We start from the raw sequence: 21192 nt of genomic DNA, 5'->3' as shown, positions 1-21192 counted from the left end.
AGCCACAGGGCCTTCAGGGCGAACCCGGCGCCGAAGAGGATCAGGGGGCAAGCGACCGGTCGCCGGACGTCTGGGATCGCGCCCTGTGGGCACGCGATATGTACGAGTTGAGCGCGGATGACAGAAAGGGGAAGTCGGTGGTGATCAAGGCGATGGGCTGGGCGCGTTCGTTTCCCGCCTCAGGAGGCGTACGCGCCGGCCGGCACTGGGCGCGAAGGCAGTTGGAGTCGCTGTCCTGGACCGCCGACGAGCCCGAGACAGTGGACGCTGTCGTCCTGACGGTGTCCGAACTGCTCACCAACGCGCATGTCCACGCGCGCAGCGACGCGAATCTGATCCTCACCTGGGACGGCGACTGCCTCCATGTCAACGTCCATGACGAGGACCCGACCCTGCCGAGCCAGCGTGACCCGCAGTCGGGCGAGACCTCCGGACGCGGAGTGGGGATCGTACGGACACTCGCCGACGAGTTGCAGATGACGTGTCAGCGGCACGGCAAGACGGTGTCGGCGTGCTTCCGCCCGCAACGTTCAGCCGGGTGAAACGGATGAAAGGGCCAGGCCCGGGCAGAAGAAGCAGATGGCTGATCTTTCGGAGTTGCTGCAGCAGGGCATGCGCCGTCGTCACCTGAACGCGCAGGCCCTCGCCACACGGACCGGTATCCGCACCCCCCGCATCCGGGTCTTCGCCCAGGACGGGGCACACGGCCCGGTCCATCCCACGCGGGCGGAGCTGGCCGAACTCGCCGCCGCCCTGGCGCTGCCCCTGCCCGACGTACTCGCCGCCGCCCGTACGCCCGAGACAGCACCGTCACCCTGACGCGGCGAGCACCGCGTCTCGGTCGTCGCCCCGGTGGTGGGCGGGCTACGACCTGGCTCTGACCAGCCCGGCGTCGTACGCCGTGATCACTGCCTGGATGCGGTCGCGTGCCCCGATCTTGGCGAGGACCCGGCCCACGTGTTTCTTCACGGTCGACTCGGTCAGGACCAGGCGTTCGGCGATCTCCGTGTTCGTCCAGCCCCGGCCGATGGCCACCAGGACCTCGCGTTCGCGGTCGCTGAGCGAACGCAGCCGGGGGTCCTCGGGAGCGGCGGCGCCGGCCGGTGCGAGGACCTGGTGGGCGTAGGCGTCCAGCAGACGGCGGGTGAGCCGGGGGGCCACGACCGCGTCGCCCGTGGCGACCGCCCGGATGCCGGCGACGAGTTCCTCCGGGCGGGTGTCCTTGAGCAGGAAGCCGCTCGCGCCGGCCCGCAGGCCGTCGTACGCGTACTCGTCGAGGTCGAAGGTGGTGACGATGAGGACGCGGGTGCGACCGCCGGTCGCGATGATGTGGCGGGTGGCCTCCAGGCCGTCCATGCCGGGCATACGGATGTCCATGAGGACGACGTCGGGGCGGAGCTCGGCGGCCATCCGGACGGCCTCGGCGCCGTGTTCCGCCTCACCGACCGGCTCCATGCCCGGGGTGCCCTCCAGGAGCATACGGACGCCCATGCGCTGGAGGGGCTGGTCGTCAGCGATCAGAACGGTGGTCATCGCAGCGATTCTCCCGGTTCTCCCGGTGCCGGTTTGGCGGGTGCGGAGGGTACGTCGAGCACGACGTCCACGAGCCAGCCGTGGCCGGTGTCGCGCGGGCCGATGACGACGGTGCCGCCGTACATGGCGGCCCGCTGGCGGATGCCTACGAGGCCGTGGCCGGGGCCGTCGTCCTGTGCCGTCGCCTTCGGTGCCGAGGGCGCACCGGGGGGTGTGCCGGTGTCGGCGACCTTGATACGTACCTCTCCCGCCTCGGCGGTGAGGCTGACCTCGGCGGACGTGCCGGGTCCCGCGTGCTTGAGGGTGTTGGTCAGCGACTCCTGGACGATGCGGTACGCGGTGAGCTGCACACCGCTGCCGAGGGCGTCGAGGTCGCCCACGGTCCGGTAACCGACGGGCAGGCCCGCCGCCCGGACCCGAGCGAGGAGTGGATCCAGGTCGCGGATGCCGGGCTGCGGGCTGAGCGGAAGGTCGTCGCCGGGTTCCTCACGCAGGACGCCGAGGACGCGGCGCAGTTCGCTCATGGCCTGGCGGCCGGTGTCGCCGAGGATGCGCAGGGCCTCGGCGGACCGTTCGTTCCGGTTGGCGGCGAGGGTGGCGGCGCCGTCGGCGACGCTGACCATGACGGAGAGGTTGTGGCCGACGATGTCGTGCATCTCGCGGGCGACCCGGGAGCGCTCGGCGGCGGCGGTGAGCCGGACACGTTGCTCGTGCTCGATCTCCAGCCGCCGGGCGCGGTCCTCCAGCGCCCCCAGATACAGCTGCCGGATGCGCAGGGTCAGACCGGTGGCGACGGCCGCCGTCGCCGTGCCGAGCACGAAGAAGAGGCCGAGCAGCGGATGCCCGACCGGCACCATGAAGCAGACCGCCTGAACCGCCTCGACCACGGTCAGTGCGGCGGCCCAGCCCAGCACCCGCATCGACCCGTTCCGGGCCACGGTGTACAGGGCGATGAGCGCGGCGATGCCGGTGGGCAGCCAGACATTCAGTGACCACTGGACGAGGGACACCGACACGATCACGAAGTACGTGACGGCCGGGGCCCTGCGGCGCCACCACAGCGGGACGACGAGTGCGGCCGCACAGGCGAACAGGACCCCGTACGGCAACTGGTCACGGACGCCGGCGTCCTCGAAGGGGGCGGAGCCGCCGTCCCGCAGCACGGCCAGCAGGCTGAACAGGGCGACGGCCAGCACCACCGCGGTGTCGAGCAGCCATGGATGCCGGCGGTCCAGTCGCTGCCCGCGGCCCCGGTCGCGCAGCAGCCGGCCCAGAAGAGGGTGTGCCCAGGCGGCGTCGAACCCGGAGGACGGCGGCGGTGACGCCGCCGCCCGGGCCGCGTCCGCGGGGGCCGCCGCACGGTGCGCAGTCATGTACACCATTGTCCCCGTGCCCAGGTCAGACGTCGGACTTCGCGAGCCGGAAGGCCGCCCCGGCGAGAGCGAGGGCCACCCAGCCGGCGAAGACGGCGAGTCCCGCGCCGGGGGAGAGGGCGTCGGAGGACTGGTGCAGGGCGTAGACCGCCGAGCCCGCGTTGCTGGGGAAGTAGGGGTTGATGCTGTCGTAGAGGGAGTCGGGCAACAGGTTGGCCAGGCCGGGCAGGATGAGCAGGATGCCGACCAGGGACGCGATGGCACCGGCGGAGGAACGGATCAGTACCCCCAGAGCCACGCCGAAGACGGCGACCAGACCGAGGTAGAGGCCGGCGCCGGCCAGGCTGCGCAGCACGCCGTCGTCACCCAGCGAGAGGGCGATCTTCTCGCCGTCCAGGCCCGGGCCGCCCAGCTGGAACGCGGCCAGGGCTCCCAGCGCGCTGAGGACCAGGGCGATGGGGCCGATCACGGCGGCCTTCGACCACAGGACGGGCAGCCGGCGCGGCACCGCGGTGAGGGTGGAGCGGATCATGCCGGTGCTGTACTCGCCGGCGGACAGCAGCACCCCGAGCACGCCGACGGCCAGCGAGGCGAAGGTGACGCCGGTCAGGGCCAGACTCACCGCGCTGCTGTCGGCGCCGTTCCCCGGGCCGGGTGGTCCGGCGGTCCCGGTGGCGTCGGGGCTGTAGGTGTAGGAGGCGATCGCCCCGAAGAGGACCAGCAGGAACACGGCCACGCCCAGGGTGATCCAACTGGAGCGCAGCGACCAGAACTTGGCCCACTCCGAGCGCAGCACTCGCGGGCCGGTCACCTTGTAGGCCGTGGATGGGGAGAGTTCGGTGACGGTCATCAGGCTGCCTTTCGTGCGGTGTCGGCCGGGTGGCTCTGGTACTCGACGACGTCGCGGGTGAGTTCCATGAAGGCCGCCTCCAACGAGACGGACTGCGGGGTGAGTTCGTACAACGCCACCCCGTGCTGGGCGGCGACCGCACCGATCTCGCGGGCGTCGCGTCCGGTGACCAGGAGTTCCTCGGCGGAGGAGGAGCTGATGGTGACGTCGGGGCCGGCCAGCAGCGAACGCAGCCTGGTGGCCTCGGTGCTGGCGACCTTCACGCCGCTGCCGCCGGCCTCCCGGGTGAAGTCGTCGACCGTGGTGTCCGCGAGCAGTCGGCCGCGGCCGATGATCACCAGGTGGTCGGCGATCAGCGCGGTCTCGCTCATCAGGTGCGAGGAGAGCATCACGGCCCGCCCCTCGTCGGCCAGCCCGCGCAGCAGGTTGCGCACCCACAGGACGCCTTCGGGGTCGAGGCCGTTGACCGGCTCGTCGAGCATGACGATCGCCGGGTCGCCGAGCAGTGCCGCGGCGATGCCGAGGCGCTGGCCCATGCCGAGCGAGAAGGCGCCCACCCGTTTGCCGGCCACGCTGGTCAGTCCGGCCAGCTCGATGACCTCGTCGACCCGGCGGCGCGGAATGCCGTGCGTGTACGCGAGCGCCATCAGGTGGTTGAAGGCGCTGCGTCCGGGGTGGACGGACTTGGCCTCCAGCAGGGTGCCGATCTCGTGGAGCGGTGCCGTGTGCTTCGCGTACGACGTGCCGTTGACGGTGACCGAGCCCTTGGTGGGGGAGTCCAGGCCGACGATCATGCGCATGGTCGTGGACTTGCCCGCGCCGTTGGGACCGAGGAAGCCGGTCACCTCGCCGGGTTTGACGGTGAAACTCAACTGATCGACGACCGTCTTGTCGCCGTACCGCTTGGTCAGCTCACGCGCTTCGATCATGGGAGGGGGCCTCTCTCACCTGGAACTCGACTCTCACTTGGAACTCGACCGCGGACAAACCGTGGTGTCTGTTCTCGAAGCTATGAGCGCGAACGGTCCGGAGGCTGGGACCGCGGGGGCATCTTCGGTGGGTCAGTGGTACCGCGGTACCACTCGGGCCTCCGCCTCGGCGCGCGCCTGGCCGGGAGGCTGTTGCGTATGCTCGGCATCTCACCGGAGGGCGCCCGTGACGTGGCCCGACGCCCGCTGCCCGACCTCCACCGACAAGGGACTGACCGCCGTGCCCAAGCCTGTCGTCCGCGAACCGCTGCGACGCAACGCGCGTTCCAACCGGGCCCGTATCCTCGTCACCGCCCGGCAGGAACTGGGCCGGAACCCCGATGTGACCCTGGAGGAGATCGCGCGGGCCGCCGGTGTGGTCCGCCGTACGCTCTTCGGGCATTTCCCGGGGCGCGCGGCCCTGCTGGCCGCCCTCGCCGACGAGGCGTCCGAGGCCCTGCGTGACAGTGTGGCCCGAGCACTCGGGTTCAAGGAGACACCGCAGCGTGCCCTGGCCCGGTTCGTCCTGTCGATCTGGGCCGTCGGAGACCGCTACCGGCTGCTTCTCGCCCTCGCCCGCCAGGATCTGGGTACGGAGCGGGTGTCCGAAATCCTCTCCCCGGCCCGTGACGGGGCCACCGCGATCCTGGAGCGCGGACAGGGCGAAGGGGTGTTTCACGACCAGCTGCCGGCGCCGGTGCTCAGCGCCGCTCTCGAAGCCCTGACCCTCGCCCTGCTGGAGAGTGTCAACGCGGGGGCATGGGAGGACGACGGGAGGCGAACGGCTGTCGCCACACTGATCGCCGCGGGCGTGGCCGAGCGGTCGGCGAACGCGATCGTGGGCGACCTGGCGTCGGAGATGCGCGCCGAAACCGCCGACAGCTGATTCCGGGCGAGCCGGAAACCGGCACGGCTGGGCGGACTGTGCCGCCCAGCCGGGAACCGGTCGCAGAAGGTCAGACCCGGTCGGCGGCGATGAGGACGTACTGGAAGGACCCGTCCTTGTAGGAGTTGATGAACGCGTCCTCGATTCCCGTCACCAGCGAGGACGTTGCCCGCAGTTCCCAGTAGGGCAGCGTGTCGGGCGTGAGATCGATGACCGCCTGAGGCACCAGGCGGTTGTCCGCCATGGCACGCAGGTACTCCCGGCGCGAGTGGATGTTGCACTCGAAGTGCGCGTTGATCTGGGAGACCCACTTCGAAGGCTGGCCGTACCGCGGGTTCCAGCAGCCGGTGATGGTCACGTAGCGACCGCCGACCTCGAGAACGCGGGAGTGTTCAGCGAAGAGGTCCTGCAGGTCGACGTACATGCTCGACTCGTTGTTCCACGAGGCGATGGCCTGCCCGGTCGCGAAGGGGGTGGAGAGCATGTTGCAGACGCGGGCGCGGACATGGTCCTGGATACGGAGTTCGTGGGCACGCCGGTTGGCGAAGTCGGCCTGCTTGGCCGACAACGTGACACCTTCGACCTTGCATCCGAATCGTTGGTGCGCCATCACCATCGACCCGCCGCGCCCGCAGCCGGCGTCCACCAGGGTGTCGTCCCGCCCGATGTCGCCGAGGTGCTCAAGGAGGAGATCGGCCTGCGCCGACTCCAGGCGGTGCAGCTCGGCGATCAGCTTCTTCTCGCTCTCGCTGTCCTCGGCGTCGCCGAGTGCGGAGTGGTCGACTTCACCGATGCCGTAGTGGTGGTGGTAGAGACCGTCGACATCGCCGAGACGCAGGTTCACGGGCCTGGCCTCCCCGTCCCAGTAGCGGGCGATGTCTCCCTGGTAGGGAGAGGCCGGGCCGGGGATACGCACAGGAGCGTCGGTGGCGGTGAGTTCGGTGCTGGTCGTGCTGGTCACAGATGAGTCCATTCTTCTAATCGGAAGTAGTTACCAGAAATCGGGCAGGCTGTAGCGGTAGGTGTTGGTCCGGTGCCAGTCGTGGTTTCCGTCGACCCATGCGGCCACGCCCCGCAGGAAGCGCTGCACGCTTGGGACGGGGCAGTCGGCGGCCAGGGCCGCGGCGTTGGTCTCGAAGTCGTGCATGAGGTCGTTGTGGACCTCGATCGACTTCAGATAGGCGTCCCGGTCGGAGAGACCCTCACGTTCGGCGATCACGACGGGCAGATTCAGGTGCCGGCCCGGAGCGTCGAGCTCCTTCGTGTACGAGTACAGGTCGTTCACGATGGTCGTCGCGTTCCCCGCGAGCGCGATGACCTTCTGCATGGCGTCCTGGGCATGCAGGTCCATCGGCAGTTCGTAGCCGCCGATGGTGTCGGTGATGGTCGGGCAGGGGCGGAAGTTGTTGAACTGGCGCATCGCCAGGTACTCCCACACCTCGGGCACGTGGTCCAGCTGCGCCCAGGCCGCCTCGGCGAGATACCCCAGGTGAAGCCGGGCGATGTCGTGCCGGAACCGGTCGCTCTGGGAGGGGCTGGCCACCTGGACGAAGTAGTTCATGGCGGAGTGGTAGGCGCGCCGGGGCGCGTCGGAGTGGAGCGACTTGGCCCACTGCTCCTGGTACTCCTCCGTCGTGTGCACGTGGTCGAGTGCCGTGTGTGCCAGCAGCAGGCGTTCGCCGAGGCCGACGGGTGAGCCCCCGTGGTCCTCGCAGTAGTAGTCGTCCACCGCGTTCTCGGCCACCATCAGCCGGGTGGCGATCATCAGGTGGTCGACGCTGGGTGCGTCGGGATGACAGCCGACCATGTAGCTGCCCACGGAGAAGCCGTCGAACTGCTCCGCCAAGTCGTCCGGATACAGCGAAACCTCGTCCAACGCCCAGGACTTGATCCTTCGGCTGACCTCTTCGACCCGCACCGGATCGGGCTCTGCCACCTGGTGGTGGTAGAGGCCCGGAATGGCGCCGCCCTCCGCCGAGGTCGCGGGCGGCTGTGAAGGCGGCGGCAGTTGCTCCCGCAGGACCAGGCGCAGGTCCGCCGTGCCCAGGCCGCTGGGGCCGCGCAGGATCCGTTCCAGGCCGGGGATCGGTGCCGGCACCACGGCTGTCGGCAGCACGGCTGTCGGGGCATCGGGGGGAGGCAGCGTCGGCACGGAGAGCGCGGGGAGCGCGGGGAGCGCGGGCGGTGCGGGCAGGGACAGCTCGCCGGGTGAGTCGCCGGTGGCAGCCCTGACATCACAGGCACGGGCCGCGGCTTCGGCGAGGACCTGCGCCCCGAAGTGGGCAGCGGCCGCCGGCAGGCTCGACTGCGGAGATGTTGGCTCGGGCGCGGGCATCGATGGCTCCTTGGTGGGGTGGGCGGCTGTCCGGGGACATGTCGGGCATGCGCGAGCCGCGCGGAGGATCCGGGGTCACCGTGCCTTGCATGCCGGGCCCGCTACCTGGGCCGGTGGGCGATCTGCACGTTCTCCAGCACGCCGACCGCGTCCGGCACGAGGATGGCGGCCGAGTAGTAGGTGCTGACGAGGTAGGAGGTGATCGCCTGCTCGTTGACACCCATGAACCGGACCGACAGACCCGGTTCGTACTCGTCCGGCAGACCCGTCTGATGAAGACCGATGACGCCCTGGTTGTCCTCGCCGGTACGCATACAGAGGATCGAGCTCGTCATCTCCCTCGTGACGGGGATCTTGTTGCAGGGGAGGATGGGAACCCCGCGCCAGGCCGGGACCTGCTGGCCACCGAGGTCGACGTGGTCCGGGTAGAGCCCGTGCGCGTTGAACTCACGCCCGATCGCCGCGATGGTCCTGGGGTGCGCGAGGTAGAACTTCGACCCTCGGCGGCGGCAGAGCAGTTCGTCCATGTCGTCCGGGGTCGGCGGCCCGGAGTGCGTCTGGAGGCGCTGCTTGAAGTCGGCGTTGTGGAGCAGACCGAACTCCCGGTTGTTGATCAGCTCATGCTCCTGGCGCTCGCGCAACGCCTCGATGGTGAGCCTGAGTTGCTCCTTGGTCTGGTTCATCGGCCCGTTGTAGAGGTCGGCGACCCTCGTGTGGATCCGGAGAACGGTCTGCGCGACCGAGAGTTCGTACTCGCGGGGGTTCAGCTCGTAATCGACGAACGTGCCGGGCAGGTCGTGCTCGCCGGTGTGGCCGGCCGACATCGCGATCTCCGCCTCGCCGCGGTGGTTCTGCCGTTGGCGGGGAAGGGACTTGAACGCCTCGATGTGGTCCCGGAGGCCCGGCGCCATGGACAGTACGGCCTCGAAGTCGGCGCGCGACAGGGTGAGCAGGGTGCCCGAGGTCACGGCGGTGGCGGTGTGGTCCCACGGGGCGTTCCCGTCCAGCAGGGCGTGGTCCCCGAACCGGTCGCCGTTGGCGAGTACGTCCAGGGCGACCTCGTCGCCGTACCCGCCGACGGAGGTCCGGCTGACGCGGCCGTGGGCGATCAGGTGGAGTTGGTCCGCGGGCGCACCGCGCTCCACCAGCGTCTCGCCGACCCGGAAGTCGCGTTGGACGCACCGATCGGCGAGGGCGGTCAGTACCTCGACGTCGTCGAAGCCGCGCAGCAGGGCCAGTTCACCGAGTTCCTGGGGGATCACCCGGACAGCGGGGCCGTCCTGGACGAACTCCACGCTCCCGTCGCCGACGGTGTAGGTCAGACGACGGTTCACCCGGTAGGTCCCGCCCTTGGCCTCCACCCAGGGGAGCATCCGCAGCAGCCAGCGGGAGGTGATCTCCTGCATCTGCGGGGCGGACTTGGTGGTGGTGGCGAGGTTGCGGGCCGCCGCCGTGCCGAGGGACTGCTGGGGTGGCTCCAGTCGCGCGTCCGGGATCGAGTCAACAGTCATCGGGCGAGCTCTCCTTGCTCAGGGCGGTGATGGCACCTGCATGGGCTCATCGGACCAAACAGGAGAAAAGGTGGTTTTCAAGGTGGAATCCGTCCAGACCCAGGTGAACATTAGTGGCGGCTGCGTCCCGTGTGCCAAGGAAAGTCGGCGCCATTAACTCGATACGATGATCGCGCCCGCACGATGTTTGCCTGGGCATCGACGGGATTCAGCCCGGTTTGGGCGGTGAATCCCGGCGGTCGGCCGCGCTCCCGCTGTCGAACGTCTCGTTCCGGTTCACCCTCATGCGGGGGTAGCCGGGCAGGACGGATTGCGGCCATGGTGGGACCCGTCGAGAAGAGTTCGTGACCCGACCCGGCCAAGACGCACGGCGCATCCGAACCACGTTCCAGGGCCGAGGCGCGAGGCCCGTACCGCTTCCTCCGCCCCGAGGTTCTGCCGCCCTGAACAGCCACTGTGCGCAAGCGCGTTCGCACGCCCAGAGAGGCACTTCCGATGGATTTCTCCTATTCACCGAGGCTCGTCCGGCTGAAGGAAAGCGCTGTCGATCTCGCGCAGAGAATCGAGGCCTACGAGGACGAGTGCGAGACGTCGGGCGGCCTCGGCCCCGAGAGCCGCGCCGCCCTGCGCCGGATCGTGCTGGACAGCGGCCTGCAGGCGATGAACGCACCGGTCGAGTGGGGTGGAGCGGGGCTGAGCTGGACCGAACAGGTCACCGTGGAAGAGGAGTTGGGGACCCTCACCAACGGACTCTGGGCGGCGGTGTGGCGCCCCACCGCTGCTGCCCTGCTGGCCTCGACCCCCGAGCAGCGGGAACGTTATCTGTTCCCGGAGAACCGCGGCGAGCGGTTCGGGGCCCGGGCCATCACCGAACCCGAGGCGGGCTCCGATCCCCGGCGGATCGCGACCGTGGCACAGCGCACGCCCGGCGGGTACCGCATCACGGGCGAGAAGTGGTTCGTGACCATGGGCGATGTGGCCGACTACCTGATCGTGCTGGCGGTGGTGCAGCCCGACGCCGCCCCCACGATGTTCCTCGTCGACAAGGACGCGCCCGGCGTCCGGCTCCTCGAAACCCCGCGCTACTCCCACAACTTCGCCTACGAGCACCCGCACTTCGCCCTGGACGGCGTCGAGGTCGGCGAGGACGCCGTCCTCGGCTCGGTGGGCGACGGGCTCGCACTGGTCCAGGCGACGTTCTTCGAGGAACGGGTGCTGGTCGCGGCGCACGCGGTGGGCGCCGCCGAGCGTGCTCTGCGGCTGGCCGCGGACTGGGCGCGTCAGCGGGTGCAGGGCGGAAGGCCCATCATCAAGCACCAGTTGATCCAGGCCATGCTGGCGGACTCCGCGACGGACATCGCCGTCAATCGCCTGCTGGTCCACCGGGTCGCGTGGGACATCGACCAGGGCGGGGATCCCAAGACACTCAACGCGAAGGTGGCCATGGCCAAGGTGTCGGCCACGGAGGCCGCCGGCCGGGTCGTGGACAGGGCGGTACAGATCTTCGGGGGGCGCGGATTCATCCGGGACAACCCGGTGGAGCGTCTCTACCGGGATGTGCGTGTCGACCGTATCTGGATGGGCACCTCCGAGGTCCAGCGGCTGATGATCGCCAACGAGGTCGACAAACGGGGGCTGTCCGGGCTGCTGCACTTCCCGGCGGCGCCGCCGGACAGGCCCGACCTGGCGGGTGCGGCGGATACGCCGGTCTCCGTGGCCGACGCCGGCGAGGCGCTCCTGGAAGGAGCCTCCCGGTGAGCGCGCCGGCCGTGGCGCGCCGGGACCCCGCGCGCGTGCTGCACGACGTCCTGGAGCCGTATCACGCGGTGGTCTACTACGCGCCCCAGGTCTACGAGGCCTTCCGGGGCGTCGGGTTGAGCGGCACCTGGCGTGGCTACTTCGGCGGACGCGCGGCACCGCTCGGCCCGGTCACCGCGCCGGTGGTCACCGCCGCGTTCTACCACTTCCGACCGAGTGTCGTCGCCGCGGCGGTCCCGGCGGTGTGGGAGAAGGCGGCGCCCGAGAAGGTGCTGGCCGCGCGGCTGGCCGGAGTCGACGCGGCGCTGCGCGCGGTACTGGGCGACGTGCTCGACGGGCCCGAACTCGCCGAGGCCGCGTCCCTCGCGACGGACGCCGCCGGGGCGTGCACCGTGCCCGGACGACTGCTCGGTGCCGCGAACGCCGCCCTCGAACTCCCGTCCGTACCGCATCTCGCCCTGTGGCAGGCGGCGACCACGCTGCGGGAGTTCCGTGGCGACGGGCATGTCGCCGCGCTGACGCACGCCGGGTTCGACGGTGTCGAGGCGCTGGTCACCATCACCGCGGCCGGCGGCGAGGTCCGGGAGGACATCCAGACCAGGCGTGGCTGGAGCGACGAGGAATGGGCCGAGGGCGAGCGAAGACTGCGCGGCCGCGGGCTGTTGGACGCCGGCGGGGAACTCACCCCCGAAGGGCGTGCGGCCCGGGACACGGTCGAGGAGCTCACCGACCGCTTCGCCGCCGCGCCCTGGAACGCCCTGGGCCCCGCCCGCACCCGCCGGCTCCACACGCTGCTCCGGCCGATCGGCGAACGCGTCATCAAGGGGTTCCGGCTCCCGCTGCCCGTCCCTACGGACTCCTACGACGGCTGACCCCGGCAACCCCCTCCAGGACGACGTCCCCGACCCGCTTGGTGGAGCACGTGACAGACCTGACCGATCTGACCCCTCCCCACCCCCTGAACATCCCCACCGGACCGACTGACGCCCTCCCGGGTGACCCCGGCGAGCACGTACCCGCCCACCCGCACGGTTTCGCGGCGGCGACCCCGCCGTACGCGGTCCCGGCGGACGACGGGCAGGGTCTGCGGGACCGGATGGAGCTACGGCAGCTCGTCGACACGTACGCCCACGCCCTCGACCGGCGGATGACGGAGCTGTTCGCGTCACTGTTCGGCGAGGGGGGCGAGCTGGTACTCATGCGGCCGCCGGGCAGCCGTCGGGCGCCGTGGGTACTCGACGGGCGCGACGGCTGGGCGAAGGCACTGGCCGTGCTGGAGCCGTGCCGGGTCACCACGCACTTCGTCGGCAACCACCTGGTCCGGCTCGCCGGGGACAGCGCGACCGGGGAGACGTACTGCCTGGCGCACGAGATCTACCCCGCCGACGGCGCGGACCGGATACGGGTCCGGTCCATCCGCTACCACGACTCCTACCGCCGTACGAACGGATCCTGGCTCTTCGCACGCCGGGAGCTGACCATCGACTGGACCGAGGACCGCACCCTCAGATCCCCCACCGGCCCCTAGGACGGCCGCCGAATTCCCCGCCGACCGGCGACGCCACGCACACGCGCTCGCCGGGCGCGATTCGACGCCCGGCCACAGGCCGCCCACGACCGCCCGCGCCGCGCCCGTGTCACTCCCCTTCGGGCCGGCGCGGGCCCCCGCTCATCCTCCCCAGCACCGCGGCTGCCACCGGCGCGCCCGCGGCGGAACGACCCACGCCGGCGAAGGACGGAACATGGTTGCAGAGAGTGTGCTCACCGAAAGCGGCGCACCCACTCCGGGCGGAGGCATCACCGCCACCGGCCCGATCGACCCGTGGGCCCCCGACTTCGCGGGTGACGCGCTTGTGCGACGCGCGCACCGCATCAGAGAAGCCGCACACATCGTGCGGGAACGATCCACCGGCCGGACGGGCCTGGCCCCCGGCAGCGAGTCGGCCCGCACCCGGCTGGCCGCCGAAGGCCTGCACCAGGTCCTCGGCACACTGCCGCCGCTCTACCCGGAGTGGCTGGGAGACCCCTCGTTCTGCACCGCCCACGGGGTCCGATTCCCTTACGTCGGCGGGGAGATGGCCAACGGCATCGCGACCACGCGGATGGTCCTCGCGCTGGCCCGGGCCGACCTGATGGGGTTCTTCGGCGCCGGCGGACTGGACCACCGGAGCGTCGAACGAGCTGTGGCGGACCTCGCGGCGGGGCTCGGCGACCGACGCAACTGGGGAGTCAACCTGATCCACTCCCCGCAGGAACCGGAGTTGGAGGAGCGGGTGGCCGACCTCCTCGTCACCCGGCGCGTGCCCGTCGTGTCGGCGTCCGCGTTCATGGCGCTCACTCCCGCGGTGGTGCGCTGTGCCGTGGCGGGACTGGTCACGGACCCGGCGGGAGTGATCGTCCGGCGCACCCGCGTCTTCGCGAAGGTGTCGCGGCCGGAGGTGGCCGAGCAGTTCCTGTCGCCCGCGCCGCCGGCTGTCCTGCGTGTCCTCGTCGAGCGCGGCGAGATCACCGAACGGGAGGCAGACCTCGCGGCCCATGTGCCCGTGGCCGAGGACCTCACTGTGGAGGCCGACAGCGGCGGCCACACCGACAACCGGCCGCTGGGCGTGCTCCTGCCCGTCCTGGCCGCGCTGCGCACCGAACTCACGGCGCGGTACGGCTACCGGGTGCCGCCACGGGTGGGCGCGGCCGGCGGCCTGGGCACCCCGCAGGCGCTGACCTCCGCGTTCGCCATGGGCGCGGCGTACGTGGTCACGGGCTCCGTCAACCAAGTGGCCCTGGAGGCGGGGCTGTCCGACGAGGCCAAGGGTCTCCTCGGCCGGGCGGACATCGCGGACGTCACCATGGCGCCCGCGTCCGACATGTTCGAACTCGGCGTCAAACTGCAGGTGTTGCGCCGGGGCACGATGTTCCCCGCGCGGGCCCAGCAGCTCTACGAGGTGTACCGGACCTGCGAGTCGCTGGAGACGATCCCCGAGGACGTGCGCGCCCGGCTGGAGCGCGACGTACTGGGCGGCACCGTCGCCGAGTTGTGGAGCAGCACCCGCCGGTACTGGCAGGACCGCGATCCGGGACAGCTGGACCGGGCGGAGCGGGACCCCAAGCACCGTATGGCCTTGCTGTTCCGTTCCTATCTGGGGCAGTCGAGCCGCTGGGCGATCACCGGCGAGTCGGCCCGGCGCACCGACTACCAGATCTGGTGCGGACCGGCGATGGGTGCCTTCAACCGCTGGACGAAGGGCAGCTTCCTCGCGCTGCCCGAGAACCGTTCCGCGGTCCAGATCGCGCTCAACCTTCTCGAAGGAGCCGCCGTGGTCACGCGCGCCCAGCAACTGCGCACCCACGGCGTGCCGTTGCCCGCCGCCGCGTTCGCCTACCGGCCCCGGCCACTGGCCTGAACCCTCACGACGACTCCCCGGCACGCGGGTCGGCTCCGGCCCGCGCCCGTCGTCGGATCGCCCGCACGCCGTTCAAGCCGCCCGGCGTCGCCCCCACCGCTGCAGACGGAGAACTCCTATGACCGTATCGAAGGCATCGAAGGCATCGCCCGCGTCATCCGGACTCGCTGGTTCCGACCCGGCCGACCTGCCCGGTCCCCCCGACTCGATCGCGCCGACATCGGCCCGGCCCAACCGCCCGCTACACGTCCCCATCGCCGTCATCGGCACCGCTGCGCTGACTCCCGGTGCCGCCGACGCGGAGGGCTTCTGGCGGAACGTTCTCACCGGACGGGACCTGATCACCGACGTGCCCGCCGACCACTGGCTCGTCGAGGACTACTACGATCCCGATCCGTCCGCGCCGGACCGGACCTACGCCCGGCGCGGCGCGTTCCTTCCCGCGACCGACTTCGACCCGTCGGCGTACGGCATCCCGCCCAACGCGCTGCCCGCCACCGACACCACCCAACTGCTCGCCCTCGCGGTCGCCGAACGGGTGCTGGCCGACGCGGGGTTGAGCGGGACGGAACGGTTCGACGGAGAGCGGACCGGGGTCATCCTGGGCACGGCGGCGCTGGAACTCCTGCACACCATGAGCAACCGCATGCAGCGTCCGGTGTGGCTGAAGTCGCTGCGGGAGAGCGGCATTCCGGAGGAGCGGGCCCAGGAGATCTGCGACCGGATCGCCGGCCACTACGTGCCGTGGCAGGAGGAGTCCTTCCCCGGAGTGCTCAGCAATGTCGTCGCCGGGCGGATAGCGAGCCGCTTCGACCTGCACGGTTCCAACTACACCACGGACGCCGCCTGCGGCAGTTCGCTCGCCGCGGTGACCGCCGCCGCGAACGAACTCGCCGTCGGGACAGCCGACTTGATGATCACCGGGGGCGTCGACACCCTCAACGACATCCTGATGTACATGTGCTTCAGCAAGACCCCGGCACTCTCACGGTCCGGGGACTGCCGGCCGTTCTCCGACGCCGCCGACGGCACGATGCTTGGCGAGGCGCTGGTGATGTTCGCACTGAAGCGGCTCGACGACGCGGAACGCGACGGCGACCGGATCCATGCCGTGCTGCGCGGGATCGGCAGCTCCTCCGACGGCCGGGGAAGCGCCATCTACACGCCCGTACCCGCCGGACAGGCCTGGGCGCTGCGGCGGGCCTACGTGTCCGCCGGTTACGGTCCCGAGTCGGTGGAGCTGGTCGAGGCGCACGGCACCGGGACCACGGCCGGTGACGCCGCGGAGTTCACCGCGCTGCGCACCGTGTTCGAGGAGTCCGGCCGTACGGACGGCCAGTGGTGTGCGCTGGGCTCGGTGAAGTCGCAGATCGGGCACACCAAGTCGGCCGCGGGCGCGGCCGGGCTGCTCAAGGCCGTGATGGCGCTCCGGCACAAGGTCCTGCCGCCCACGATCAAGGTGGAACGACCCAACCCCGCACTGGAGTTGGAGAACAGTCCGCTGTATCTGAACACCGAGGCCCGCCCCTGGGTGAAGGAGGCGGCACAGCCCCGGCGCGCCGCTGTGTCGAGCTTCGGATTCGGTGGCACCAACTTCCATCTCACGCTGGAGGAGTACGTTCCCGCACCAGGGGCGCGGTCCCGTCCGGTTCCGCCGGCCCGGGCGGTGCCCACCGAACTGGTTGTCCTCGGAGCGTCCTCGGCGGAGGAACTTCTCACGCGAGCGGCGGAGTTGGCTAACGAGGCGGCCGACGGCACATGGGCCGAGGTGACGTTGGCGGCTCAGCGGGCCTTCCGCCCGTCCGATCCGTACCGGCTCGCCATGACCGCCACAGGGCCCGAGGATCTCGCGAAGCGGCTGGAGCAGCTGAGCACGCTGATCCGCCGCGACCCCGACCGCCCACTGACCACGCCGGACGGTGTCACCTACCGCACCGGCACCGCCACGCCCGGCCGGACGGCCTTCCTCTTCTCCGGGCAGGGCAGCCAGTACACCGGGATGGGTACCGACCTGGCCATACATTTCCCCGCGGCGCGGGAAGCCTGGGACCGGGCGGCCGGGCATGAACTCGACGCCGAACTACCGCTGCACAAGGTGGTGTTCCCGGTGCCCGCCTTCACCGGGGAGAGCCGCGCCGCACAGCAGGACCTGCTCACCCGCACCGAGTGGGCCCAGCCGGCGCTCGCCGTGCAGAGCACCGCACTGCTCGCCGTGCTGCGTGCCGCGGGTGTCGAGCCCGACTGCGTCGCCGGTCACAGTTTCGGTGAACTGGTCGCCCTGCACGCCGCCGGAGTCCTCGACGAGCGTGTGCTGCTGCGACTGGCGCGCAGGCGCGGGGAGTTGATGCGTGACGCGGCCACGGAGCCGGGCGCCATGCTCGCGGTGATGGGCGTTTCGCGCGAGGACGTCGCCACGCTGACCGACGGCTTCGAGGACGAGGTGTGGGCCGCCAACGAGAACGCTCCGGGGCAGGTCGTCCTCTCCGGACGGGCCCATGCCGTCGACCAGTTGGAGCGCCGCCTGGTGGCACAGGGCGTCACCGTACGGCGGTTGCGGGCGTCGGGTGCCTTCCACACTCCGCTGATGGCCGGCGCGGTCGAGCCGTTCACCGAGTTCCTGGACGACCTGGACCTGCGGGCGCCGAAGTTCGACGTGTACGGCAACGCCGACGCGCAGCCGTATCCGGAGGATCCCGCGCTGATCCGGGAGCGGATCGCCGGGCATCTGCTGTCACCGGTACGGTTCGTCGCCGGTGTCGAGGCGATGTACGAGTCAGGGGTACGCACATTCGTCGAGGTCGGGGCGGGGTCGACGCTGACCGGACTGACCGGGGAGATCCTCGACGGCCGGGAACACCTGGCCCTCAGCCTGGACCGCCGGGGCGTCCACGGCGTCACGGCGCTCCAGCAGGCCCTCGGCACCCTGGCGGTGTCCGGCGTCGCCGTGGACCTGGACGAGCTGTGGGCGGTGGGCGGCACGACGGAAGCCCGCGAGGAGGGAGACCGGGGTACGCGTCCGCAGGCCCCCGCCCAGCCGTCTCCCCGGCCCCGGGCCCGGATGGCCGTGCCGATCTCCGGCGCCAACCATGGTGCGCTCTACCCACCGCCGGGGGGAGCGCAGGCCCTGCCCCGGCCCGTCCCCGCCGAAGCGGCGGCACAGGCCGAGCAGGCCACGGAGGCCGGATTCGCACCGGCGCCGCCCGTCGCAGCGGCTGCGGCCGATCCCTGGCTGGCCGCCTTCCAGGAGACACAGCGGCAGGCCGCCGAAGCACACGGCGAGTTTCAACGGACCATGGCGGAGAGCCATATGCAGTTCCTGCGGACGATGGAGACATCCTCCCTCGGCGCGCCCACCGGCACCCGGCTTCCGGACCCGACTCCCCAGATCCCATCGACACCCCAACTACCGCTACCCGTAGTGGAGTTCACACCGCCGGAGGCGCCACGGACTGAAGCGACGGCAGCACCGGCACCCACCACAGAGCCGAAGACCCCTCCCGTCGACCCCGGGCTGGACGTGGGCGCACTGCTGCTGGAAGTGGTCGCCGAGAAGACGGGATTTCCGCCCGACATTCTTGAACTCCATATGGAGTTGGAGACGGATCTGGGGATTGATTCGATTAAGCGGGTGCAGATTCTTTCGGTGCTTCGTGAGCGGGTGCCGGCGCTTGCGCGGGTGGATGCTCATGAGCTGGCGCCGTTGCGCACGCTGCAGCAGATCGGTGACAAGTTGCGCGAGGCGCAGCAGGCCGGCAGCCCGGCCGCCGCGTCTGTGCCGGCCCCGGCTGTCGTGGGAGACGTGGGTGCGCTGCTCTTCGAGGTGGTCGCCGAGAAGACGGGTTTCCCGCCCGACATTCTTGAACTCCATATGGAGTTGGAGACGGATCTGGGGATTGATTCGATTAAGCGGGTGCAGATTCTTTCGGTGCTTCGTGAGCGGGTGCCGGCGCTTGCGCGGGTCGACGCCCATGAGCTCGCGCCGCTGCGCACCCTGCAGCAGATCACCGACAAGCTCCGTGAAGCCGAGTCCGGCGCGGCGCCGGTCGCCCCGCTCGCGCCGCCGCCACGGCCGGTCGACGAACAGACCCCGCCGCCGCCCCAGTTGGCGCGGGCCGTCAGCGTGATGGTGACCGCGCCGCTCCCGGGGATGGAGCTGGCGGGGCTGCGGGACGGGCCGGTCCTGGTCACCGACGAGGGGACCGGAGTGGCCCGGCGGTTGGTGGACCGGCTGGGGGAACACGGGGTCCGGGCCGCGGTCGTGACGGAGGCCGTGCTGGCCGATGCCGCCGACGTGGCCGACGCGGAGGGCGGAGGCGTGGTGCTGCTCTCCGGTCTGCGCCCCGTCACCTCCGCCGAGGCGGCGACCTCCGTCAACCGGGAGGCATTCGGCGCGGCGCGTTCCGTGGCCCGGCAACTGGCCGCGCGGGGGCGGGTGTTCGTCACCGTCCAGGACACCGGAGGTGACTTCGGGCTGGGTGGCGGACAGGGCGAACGGGCCTGGCTCGGCGGATCGGCCGGGCTTGCCAGGACCGCCGCGAAGGAGTGGCCCGACGCCTCGGTCAAGGCCGTCGACTGCGAGCGCGGTGACCGCGACGCCGACGCCCTCGCCGAGGTGCTCGCCACCGAACTGCTGCGCGGTGGTTCGGCCGGCGACATCGGTCTGCGGGCCGACGGCACCCGCTGGGCGCTGCGGGACAGGGCCGAGCCCGCAGGACCGGCCGAGGCGGCGGGGGAACACGCCGGACCACTGGGCCCGGACGCCGTGATCGTCGCGACCGGCGGTGCCCGAGGGGTGACGGCGGTGACCCTGTGCGCCCTGGCCGAGGCTCATCTGCCGTCCATCGTCCTGCTGGGCCGCACCGAACTGACCGAGGAGCCACCCGGGTTGGCCGAGGCCACGGACGAGAGGCAGCTCAAGGGACTGCTCGCAGGCAGGGCCCGCCGACAGGGCGGCACGACTGCGTCCCCGGCGGAACTGGCCGCCGAGGTCGCCCGCATACTGGCGGTCCGTGAGATCCGGGCGACCCTCGACACCATCGAGGCGAGCGGCTCCCGGGTGCGCTATCTGTCCGTGGACACCCGCGACGCGCGGGCGCTGCACCGGGCACTCGACACGGCGCGCGAGGAGTTCGGGCCCATCAGCGGCATCGTCCACGGAGCGGGCGTCCTCGCGGACAACCGGCTCGCCGACAAGACCGACGCGCAGTTCACGGACGTCTTCGACACCAAGGTCGAAGGGCTGCGGACGCTGCTCGCGGCGACGGCGGACGATCCGCTCGACCTGGTGTGCGTGTTCTCCTCCGTGGCTGGCCGCTTCGGCAATACCGGCCAGGCCGACTACGCCATGGCGAACGAGGTCCTGGCCCAGGTCGCCTCCACCGTCGCCGTGAACCGGCCGAACTGCCTGGTGAAGTCCATCGCCTGGGGCCCCTGGGACGGCGGCATGGTGGGACCGGAGCTGCGGGAGCACTTCCGTGAGCAGGGCGTGCCGCTGATCCCGACGGACGCGGGCGCCCGGGCTCTGCTCCGGGAACTGAACGACGTACCCGATCCCGCTCGGGTACGGGTCACCCTGACCGCCGGCGACGCGGACGCCTCCGCGTCCCTGGGCGCGCCCCCGGCACAGGCCGTGGGCGGGGACATCATGGTCGGGCTCGGTTCCCACCCCTATCTGGCGGACCACAGCGTCGCCGCGACCCCGGTGGTGCCGATGGCGCTCGTCATGGAGTGGTTCCTGGACGCCGCCCGGGCGTGGCGTCCCGACGCCCCGGGTTTCGTCCTGCGCGACCTGGAGGTGCTCAGCCGGATCGGCCTCGACGGCCCGGGCACGGCTCCGGAGCAGGGACAACGACTGAGGGTCCGTGGCCTGGCCGCTCCCGCCGGGGATCGCGCGACGTCGCGGCTCGTCCTGGAACTCACCAGCGGTGCTCCGTTGCCGCACTACCGGGCGGCGGTCGAGGTCCTGACGGAAGCGGACCACCCGCTCACCGAGTCGGTCCGTTACGACGCGGGGGACCTCGACAACCCCCAGGACCAGGAGATCTACGACGGGCATGTGCTGTTCCACGGTCCGGCCTTCCATGCGATCACCGCCCTGGAGGGACTCTCCGCGACAGGCGCCGCCGCGCTCGTACGAGGAGTACGCGAACTGGCCTGGCCCGGAGAGAGCTGGCACACCGATCCCGCCGCGGTCGACGCGGGTCTCCAACTCGCCCTGAAATGGGCCGAGTACGCGCACGACGGCGCGTTCCTCCCGATGGGCGCGGCGGAGATCAGGACAACGGGCCGGGGCCCGGTGGGGGAGGGCGCCCGGTGCGTGGTGCTCGCCCGGGGCGCGGCCCGTGACCTCGACGTCTCCTGCGACGTGGCCCTGCTGGAACCGGACGGATCGGTGCACACGGAGCTGCTCGGGGTGACCCTCGTCCGCCGTCCGGACACCAACAAGGCATCTCAGGCCCGGGCCGCCGCCTCGGCCTCGGACGCCGCTGAGGTCGCCACCGCTTCCGGGACTGCCTCCGGCGGCGACCGTTCCGTACGAACTCTCCCGGCCGCCGCCGGGACACCGGGCCGGAGGTGACCG

15 protein-coding genes are annotated in these 21192 nt (G+C 71.2%); 8 read left to right on the top strand and 7 right to left on the bottom strand.

Features of this window, described 5'->3' with window-relative positions; translation table 11 throughout:
* The first annotated feature begins 137 nt into the window (after positions 1–137).
* Both OG241_RS05140 and OG241_RS05135 read left to right on the top strand, forming a co-directional pair.
* Complete coding sequence (locus OG241_RS05140; protein WP_405813927.1) at positions 138–542, top strand: ATP-binding protein; 405 nt, start codon at positions 138–140, stop codon at positions 540–542.
* A 37-nt stretch (positions 543–579) separates the two neighbouring features.
* Positions 580–819, top strand: a complete 240-nt coding sequence (locus OG241_RS05135; protein WP_405813926.1) for an XRE family transcriptional regulator — start codon at positions 580–582, stop codon at positions 817–819.
* Between the two features lie 45 nt (positions 820–864).
* Here OG241_RS05135 and OG241_RS05130 read toward each other — a convergent pair whose 3' ends face one another.
* From OG241_RS05130 to OG241_RS05115, 4 genes are read right to left on the bottom strand one after another with little or no spacing between them, the layout of a single operon-like run.
* Positions 865–1533 carry a response regulator gene (locus OG241_RS05130; protein ID WP_405813924.1) on the bottom strand — a complete coding sequence of 223 codons (669 nt, stop codon included), beginning with the start codon at positions 1531–1533 and terminating at the stop codon, positions 865–867.
* Positions 1530–2906, bottom strand: coding sequence for a sensor histidine kinase (locus tag OG241_RS05125; RefSeq protein ID WP_405813923.1), 1377 nt, complete (start codon positions 2904–2906; stop codon positions 1530–1532). The genes OG241_RS05130 and OG241_RS05125 overlap by 4 nt, the downstream gene beginning before the upstream one ends.
* A 25-nt stretch (positions 2907–2931) precedes the next feature.
* Positions 2932–3756 (bottom strand): ABC transporter permease, encoded by an 825-nt coding sequence (locus tag OG241_RS05120; protein ID WP_405813922.1) that lies wholly within the window; start codon positions 3754–3756, stop codon positions 2932–2934.
* Complete coding sequence (locus OG241_RS05115) at positions 3756–4685, bottom strand: ABC transporter ATP-binding protein (protein WP_405813920.1); 930 nt, start codon at positions 4683–4685, stop codon at positions 3756–3758. Before OG241_RS05115 ends, OG241_RS05120 begins: the two co-directional genes overlap by 1 nt.
* Positions 4686–4965: 280 nt before the next feature.
* Here OG241_RS05115 and OG241_RS05110 point away from each other — a divergent pair, with 280 nt between their 5' ends.
* Positions 4966–5610, top strand: a complete 645-nt coding sequence (locus tag OG241_RS05110; protein ID WP_405826049.1) for a TetR/AcrR family transcriptional regulator — start codon at positions 4966–4968, stop codon at positions 5608–5610.
* A 70-nt stretch (positions 5611–5680) separates the two neighbouring features.
* Here the strand turns inward: OG241_RS05110 and OG241_RS05105 are convergent, their stop codons facing one another.
* The 3 genes from OG241_RS05105 to OG241_RS05095 all read right to left on the bottom strand — a co-directional run bounded on the left by OG241_RS05105 (position 5681) and on the right by OG241_RS05095 (position 9456).
* Positions 5681–6583: a geranyl diphosphate 2-C-methyltransferase gene (locus OG241_RS05105; protein ID WP_405813918.1), complete on the bottom strand. Its 903-nt coding sequence runs from the start codon at positions 6581–6583 to the stop codon at positions 5681–5683.
* A gap of 18 nt (positions 6584–6601) precedes the next feature.
* Positions 6602–7945 carry a family 2 encapsulin nanocompartment cargo protein terpene cyclase gene (locus OG241_RS05100; protein ID WP_405813917.1) on the bottom strand — a complete coding sequence of 448 codons (1344 nt, stop codon included), beginning with the start codon at positions 7943–7945 and terminating at the stop codon, positions 6602–6604.
* A gap of 101 nt (positions 7946–8046) precedes the next feature.
* Positions 8047–9456, bottom strand: coding sequence for a family 2B encapsulin nanocompartment shell protein (locus OG241_RS05095; protein ID WP_405813916.1), 1410 nt, complete (start codon positions 9454–9456; stop codon positions 8047–8049).
* A 495-nt stretch (positions 9457–9951) separates the two neighbouring features.
* Here OG241_RS05095 and OG241_RS05090 point away from each other — a divergent pair, with 495 nt between their 5' ends.
* The 5 genes from OG241_RS05090 to OG241_RS05070 all read left to right on the top strand — a co-directional run bounded on the left by OG241_RS05090 (position 9952) and on the right by OG241_RS05070 (position 21189).
* Entirely contained in the window at positions 9952–11214 is a 1263-nt protein-coding gene (locus OG241_RS05090; protein ID WP_405813914.1) for an acyl-CoA dehydrogenase family protein, read from the top strand.
* Positions 11211–12086, top strand: coding sequence for an SCO6745 family protein (locus tag OG241_RS05085; protein ID WP_405813912.1), 876 nt, complete (start codon positions 11211–11213; stop codon positions 12084–12086). Before OG241_RS05090 ends, OG241_RS05085 begins: the two co-directional genes overlap by 4 nt.
* A 50-nt stretch (positions 12087–12136) precedes the next feature.
* Positions 12137–12742 (top strand): nuclear transport factor 2 family protein, encoded by a 606-nt coding sequence (locus OG241_RS05080; RefSeq protein WP_405813910.1) that lies wholly within the window; start codon positions 12137–12139, stop codon positions 12740–12742.
* Positions 12743–12956: 214 nt separating this feature from the next.
* The gene (locus OG241_RS05075) at positions 12957–14612 is read left to right on the top strand and encodes a PfaD family polyunsaturated fatty acid/polyketide biosynthesis protein (protein WP_405813909.1); all 1656 of its coding nucleotides are present in this window, start codon (positions 12957–12959) and stop codon (positions 14610–14612) included.
* A 118-nt stretch (positions 14613–14730) separates the two neighbouring features.
* The gene (locus OG241_RS05070; protein WP_405813908.1) at positions 14731–21189 is read left to right on the top strand and encodes an SDR family NAD(P)-dependent oxidoreductase; all 6459 of its coding nucleotides are present in this window, start codon (positions 14731–14733) and stop codon (positions 21187–21189) included.
* Positions 21190–21192: the final 3 nt, after the last annotated feature.

Origin of the sequence: Streptomyces sp. NBC_01390, from assembly GCF_045040105.1 — a bacterium.
Lineage (GTDB): Bacteria > Actinomycetota > Actinomycetes > Streptomycetales > Streptomycetaceae > Streptomyces.
This window is presented reverse-complemented; position numbering and strand designations above follow the sequence as displayed.

Excerpts from the sequence above, each read along its gene's own strand:
- OG241_RS05070 (WP_405813908.1), top strand. The coding sequence starts at position 14,731 with ATGACCGTATCGAAGGCATCGAAGGCATCGCCCGCGTCATCCGGACTC.
- OG241_RS05105 (WP_405813918.1), bottom strand. The coding sequence starts at position 6,583 with ATGGACTCATCTGTGACCAGCACGACCAGCACCGAACTCACCGCCACC.
- OG241_RS05095 (WP_405813916.1), bottom strand. The coding sequence starts at position 9,456 with ATGACTGTTGACTCGATCCCGGACGCGCGACTGGAGCCACCCCAGCAG.
- OG241_RS05120 (WP_405813922.1), bottom strand. The coding sequence starts at position 3,756 with ATGACCGTCACCGAACTCTCCCCATCCACGGCCTACAAGGTGACCGGC.
- OG241_RS05100 (WP_405813917.1), bottom strand. The coding sequence starts at position 7,945 with ATGCCCGCGCCCGAGCCAACATCTCCGCAGTCGAGCCTGCCGGCGGCC.
- OG241_RS05125 (WP_405813923.1), bottom strand. The coding sequence starts at position 2,906 with ATGACTGCGCACCGTGCGGCGGCCCCCGCGGACGCGGCCCGGGCGGCG.
- OG241_RS05135 (WP_405813926.1), top strand. The coding sequence starts at position 580 with ATGGCTGATCTTTCGGAGTTGCTGCAGCAGGGCATGCGCCGTCGTCAC.
- OG241_RS05115 (WP_405813920.1), bottom strand. The coding sequence starts at position 4,685 with ATGATCGAAGCGCGTGAGCTGACCAAGCGGTACGGCGACAAGACGGTC.
- OG241_RS05090 (WP_405813914.1), top strand. The coding sequence starts at position 9,952 with ATGGATTTCTCCTATTCACCGAGGCTCGTCCGGCTGAAGGAAAGCGCT.
- OG241_RS05130 (WP_405813924.1), bottom strand. The coding sequence starts at position 1,533 with ATGACCACCGTTCTGATCGCTGACGACCAGCCCCTCCAGCGCATGGGC.
- OG241_RS05075 (WP_405813909.1), top strand. The coding sequence starts at position 12,957 with ATGGTTGCAGAGAGTGTGCTCACCGAAAGCGGCGCACCCACTCCGGGC.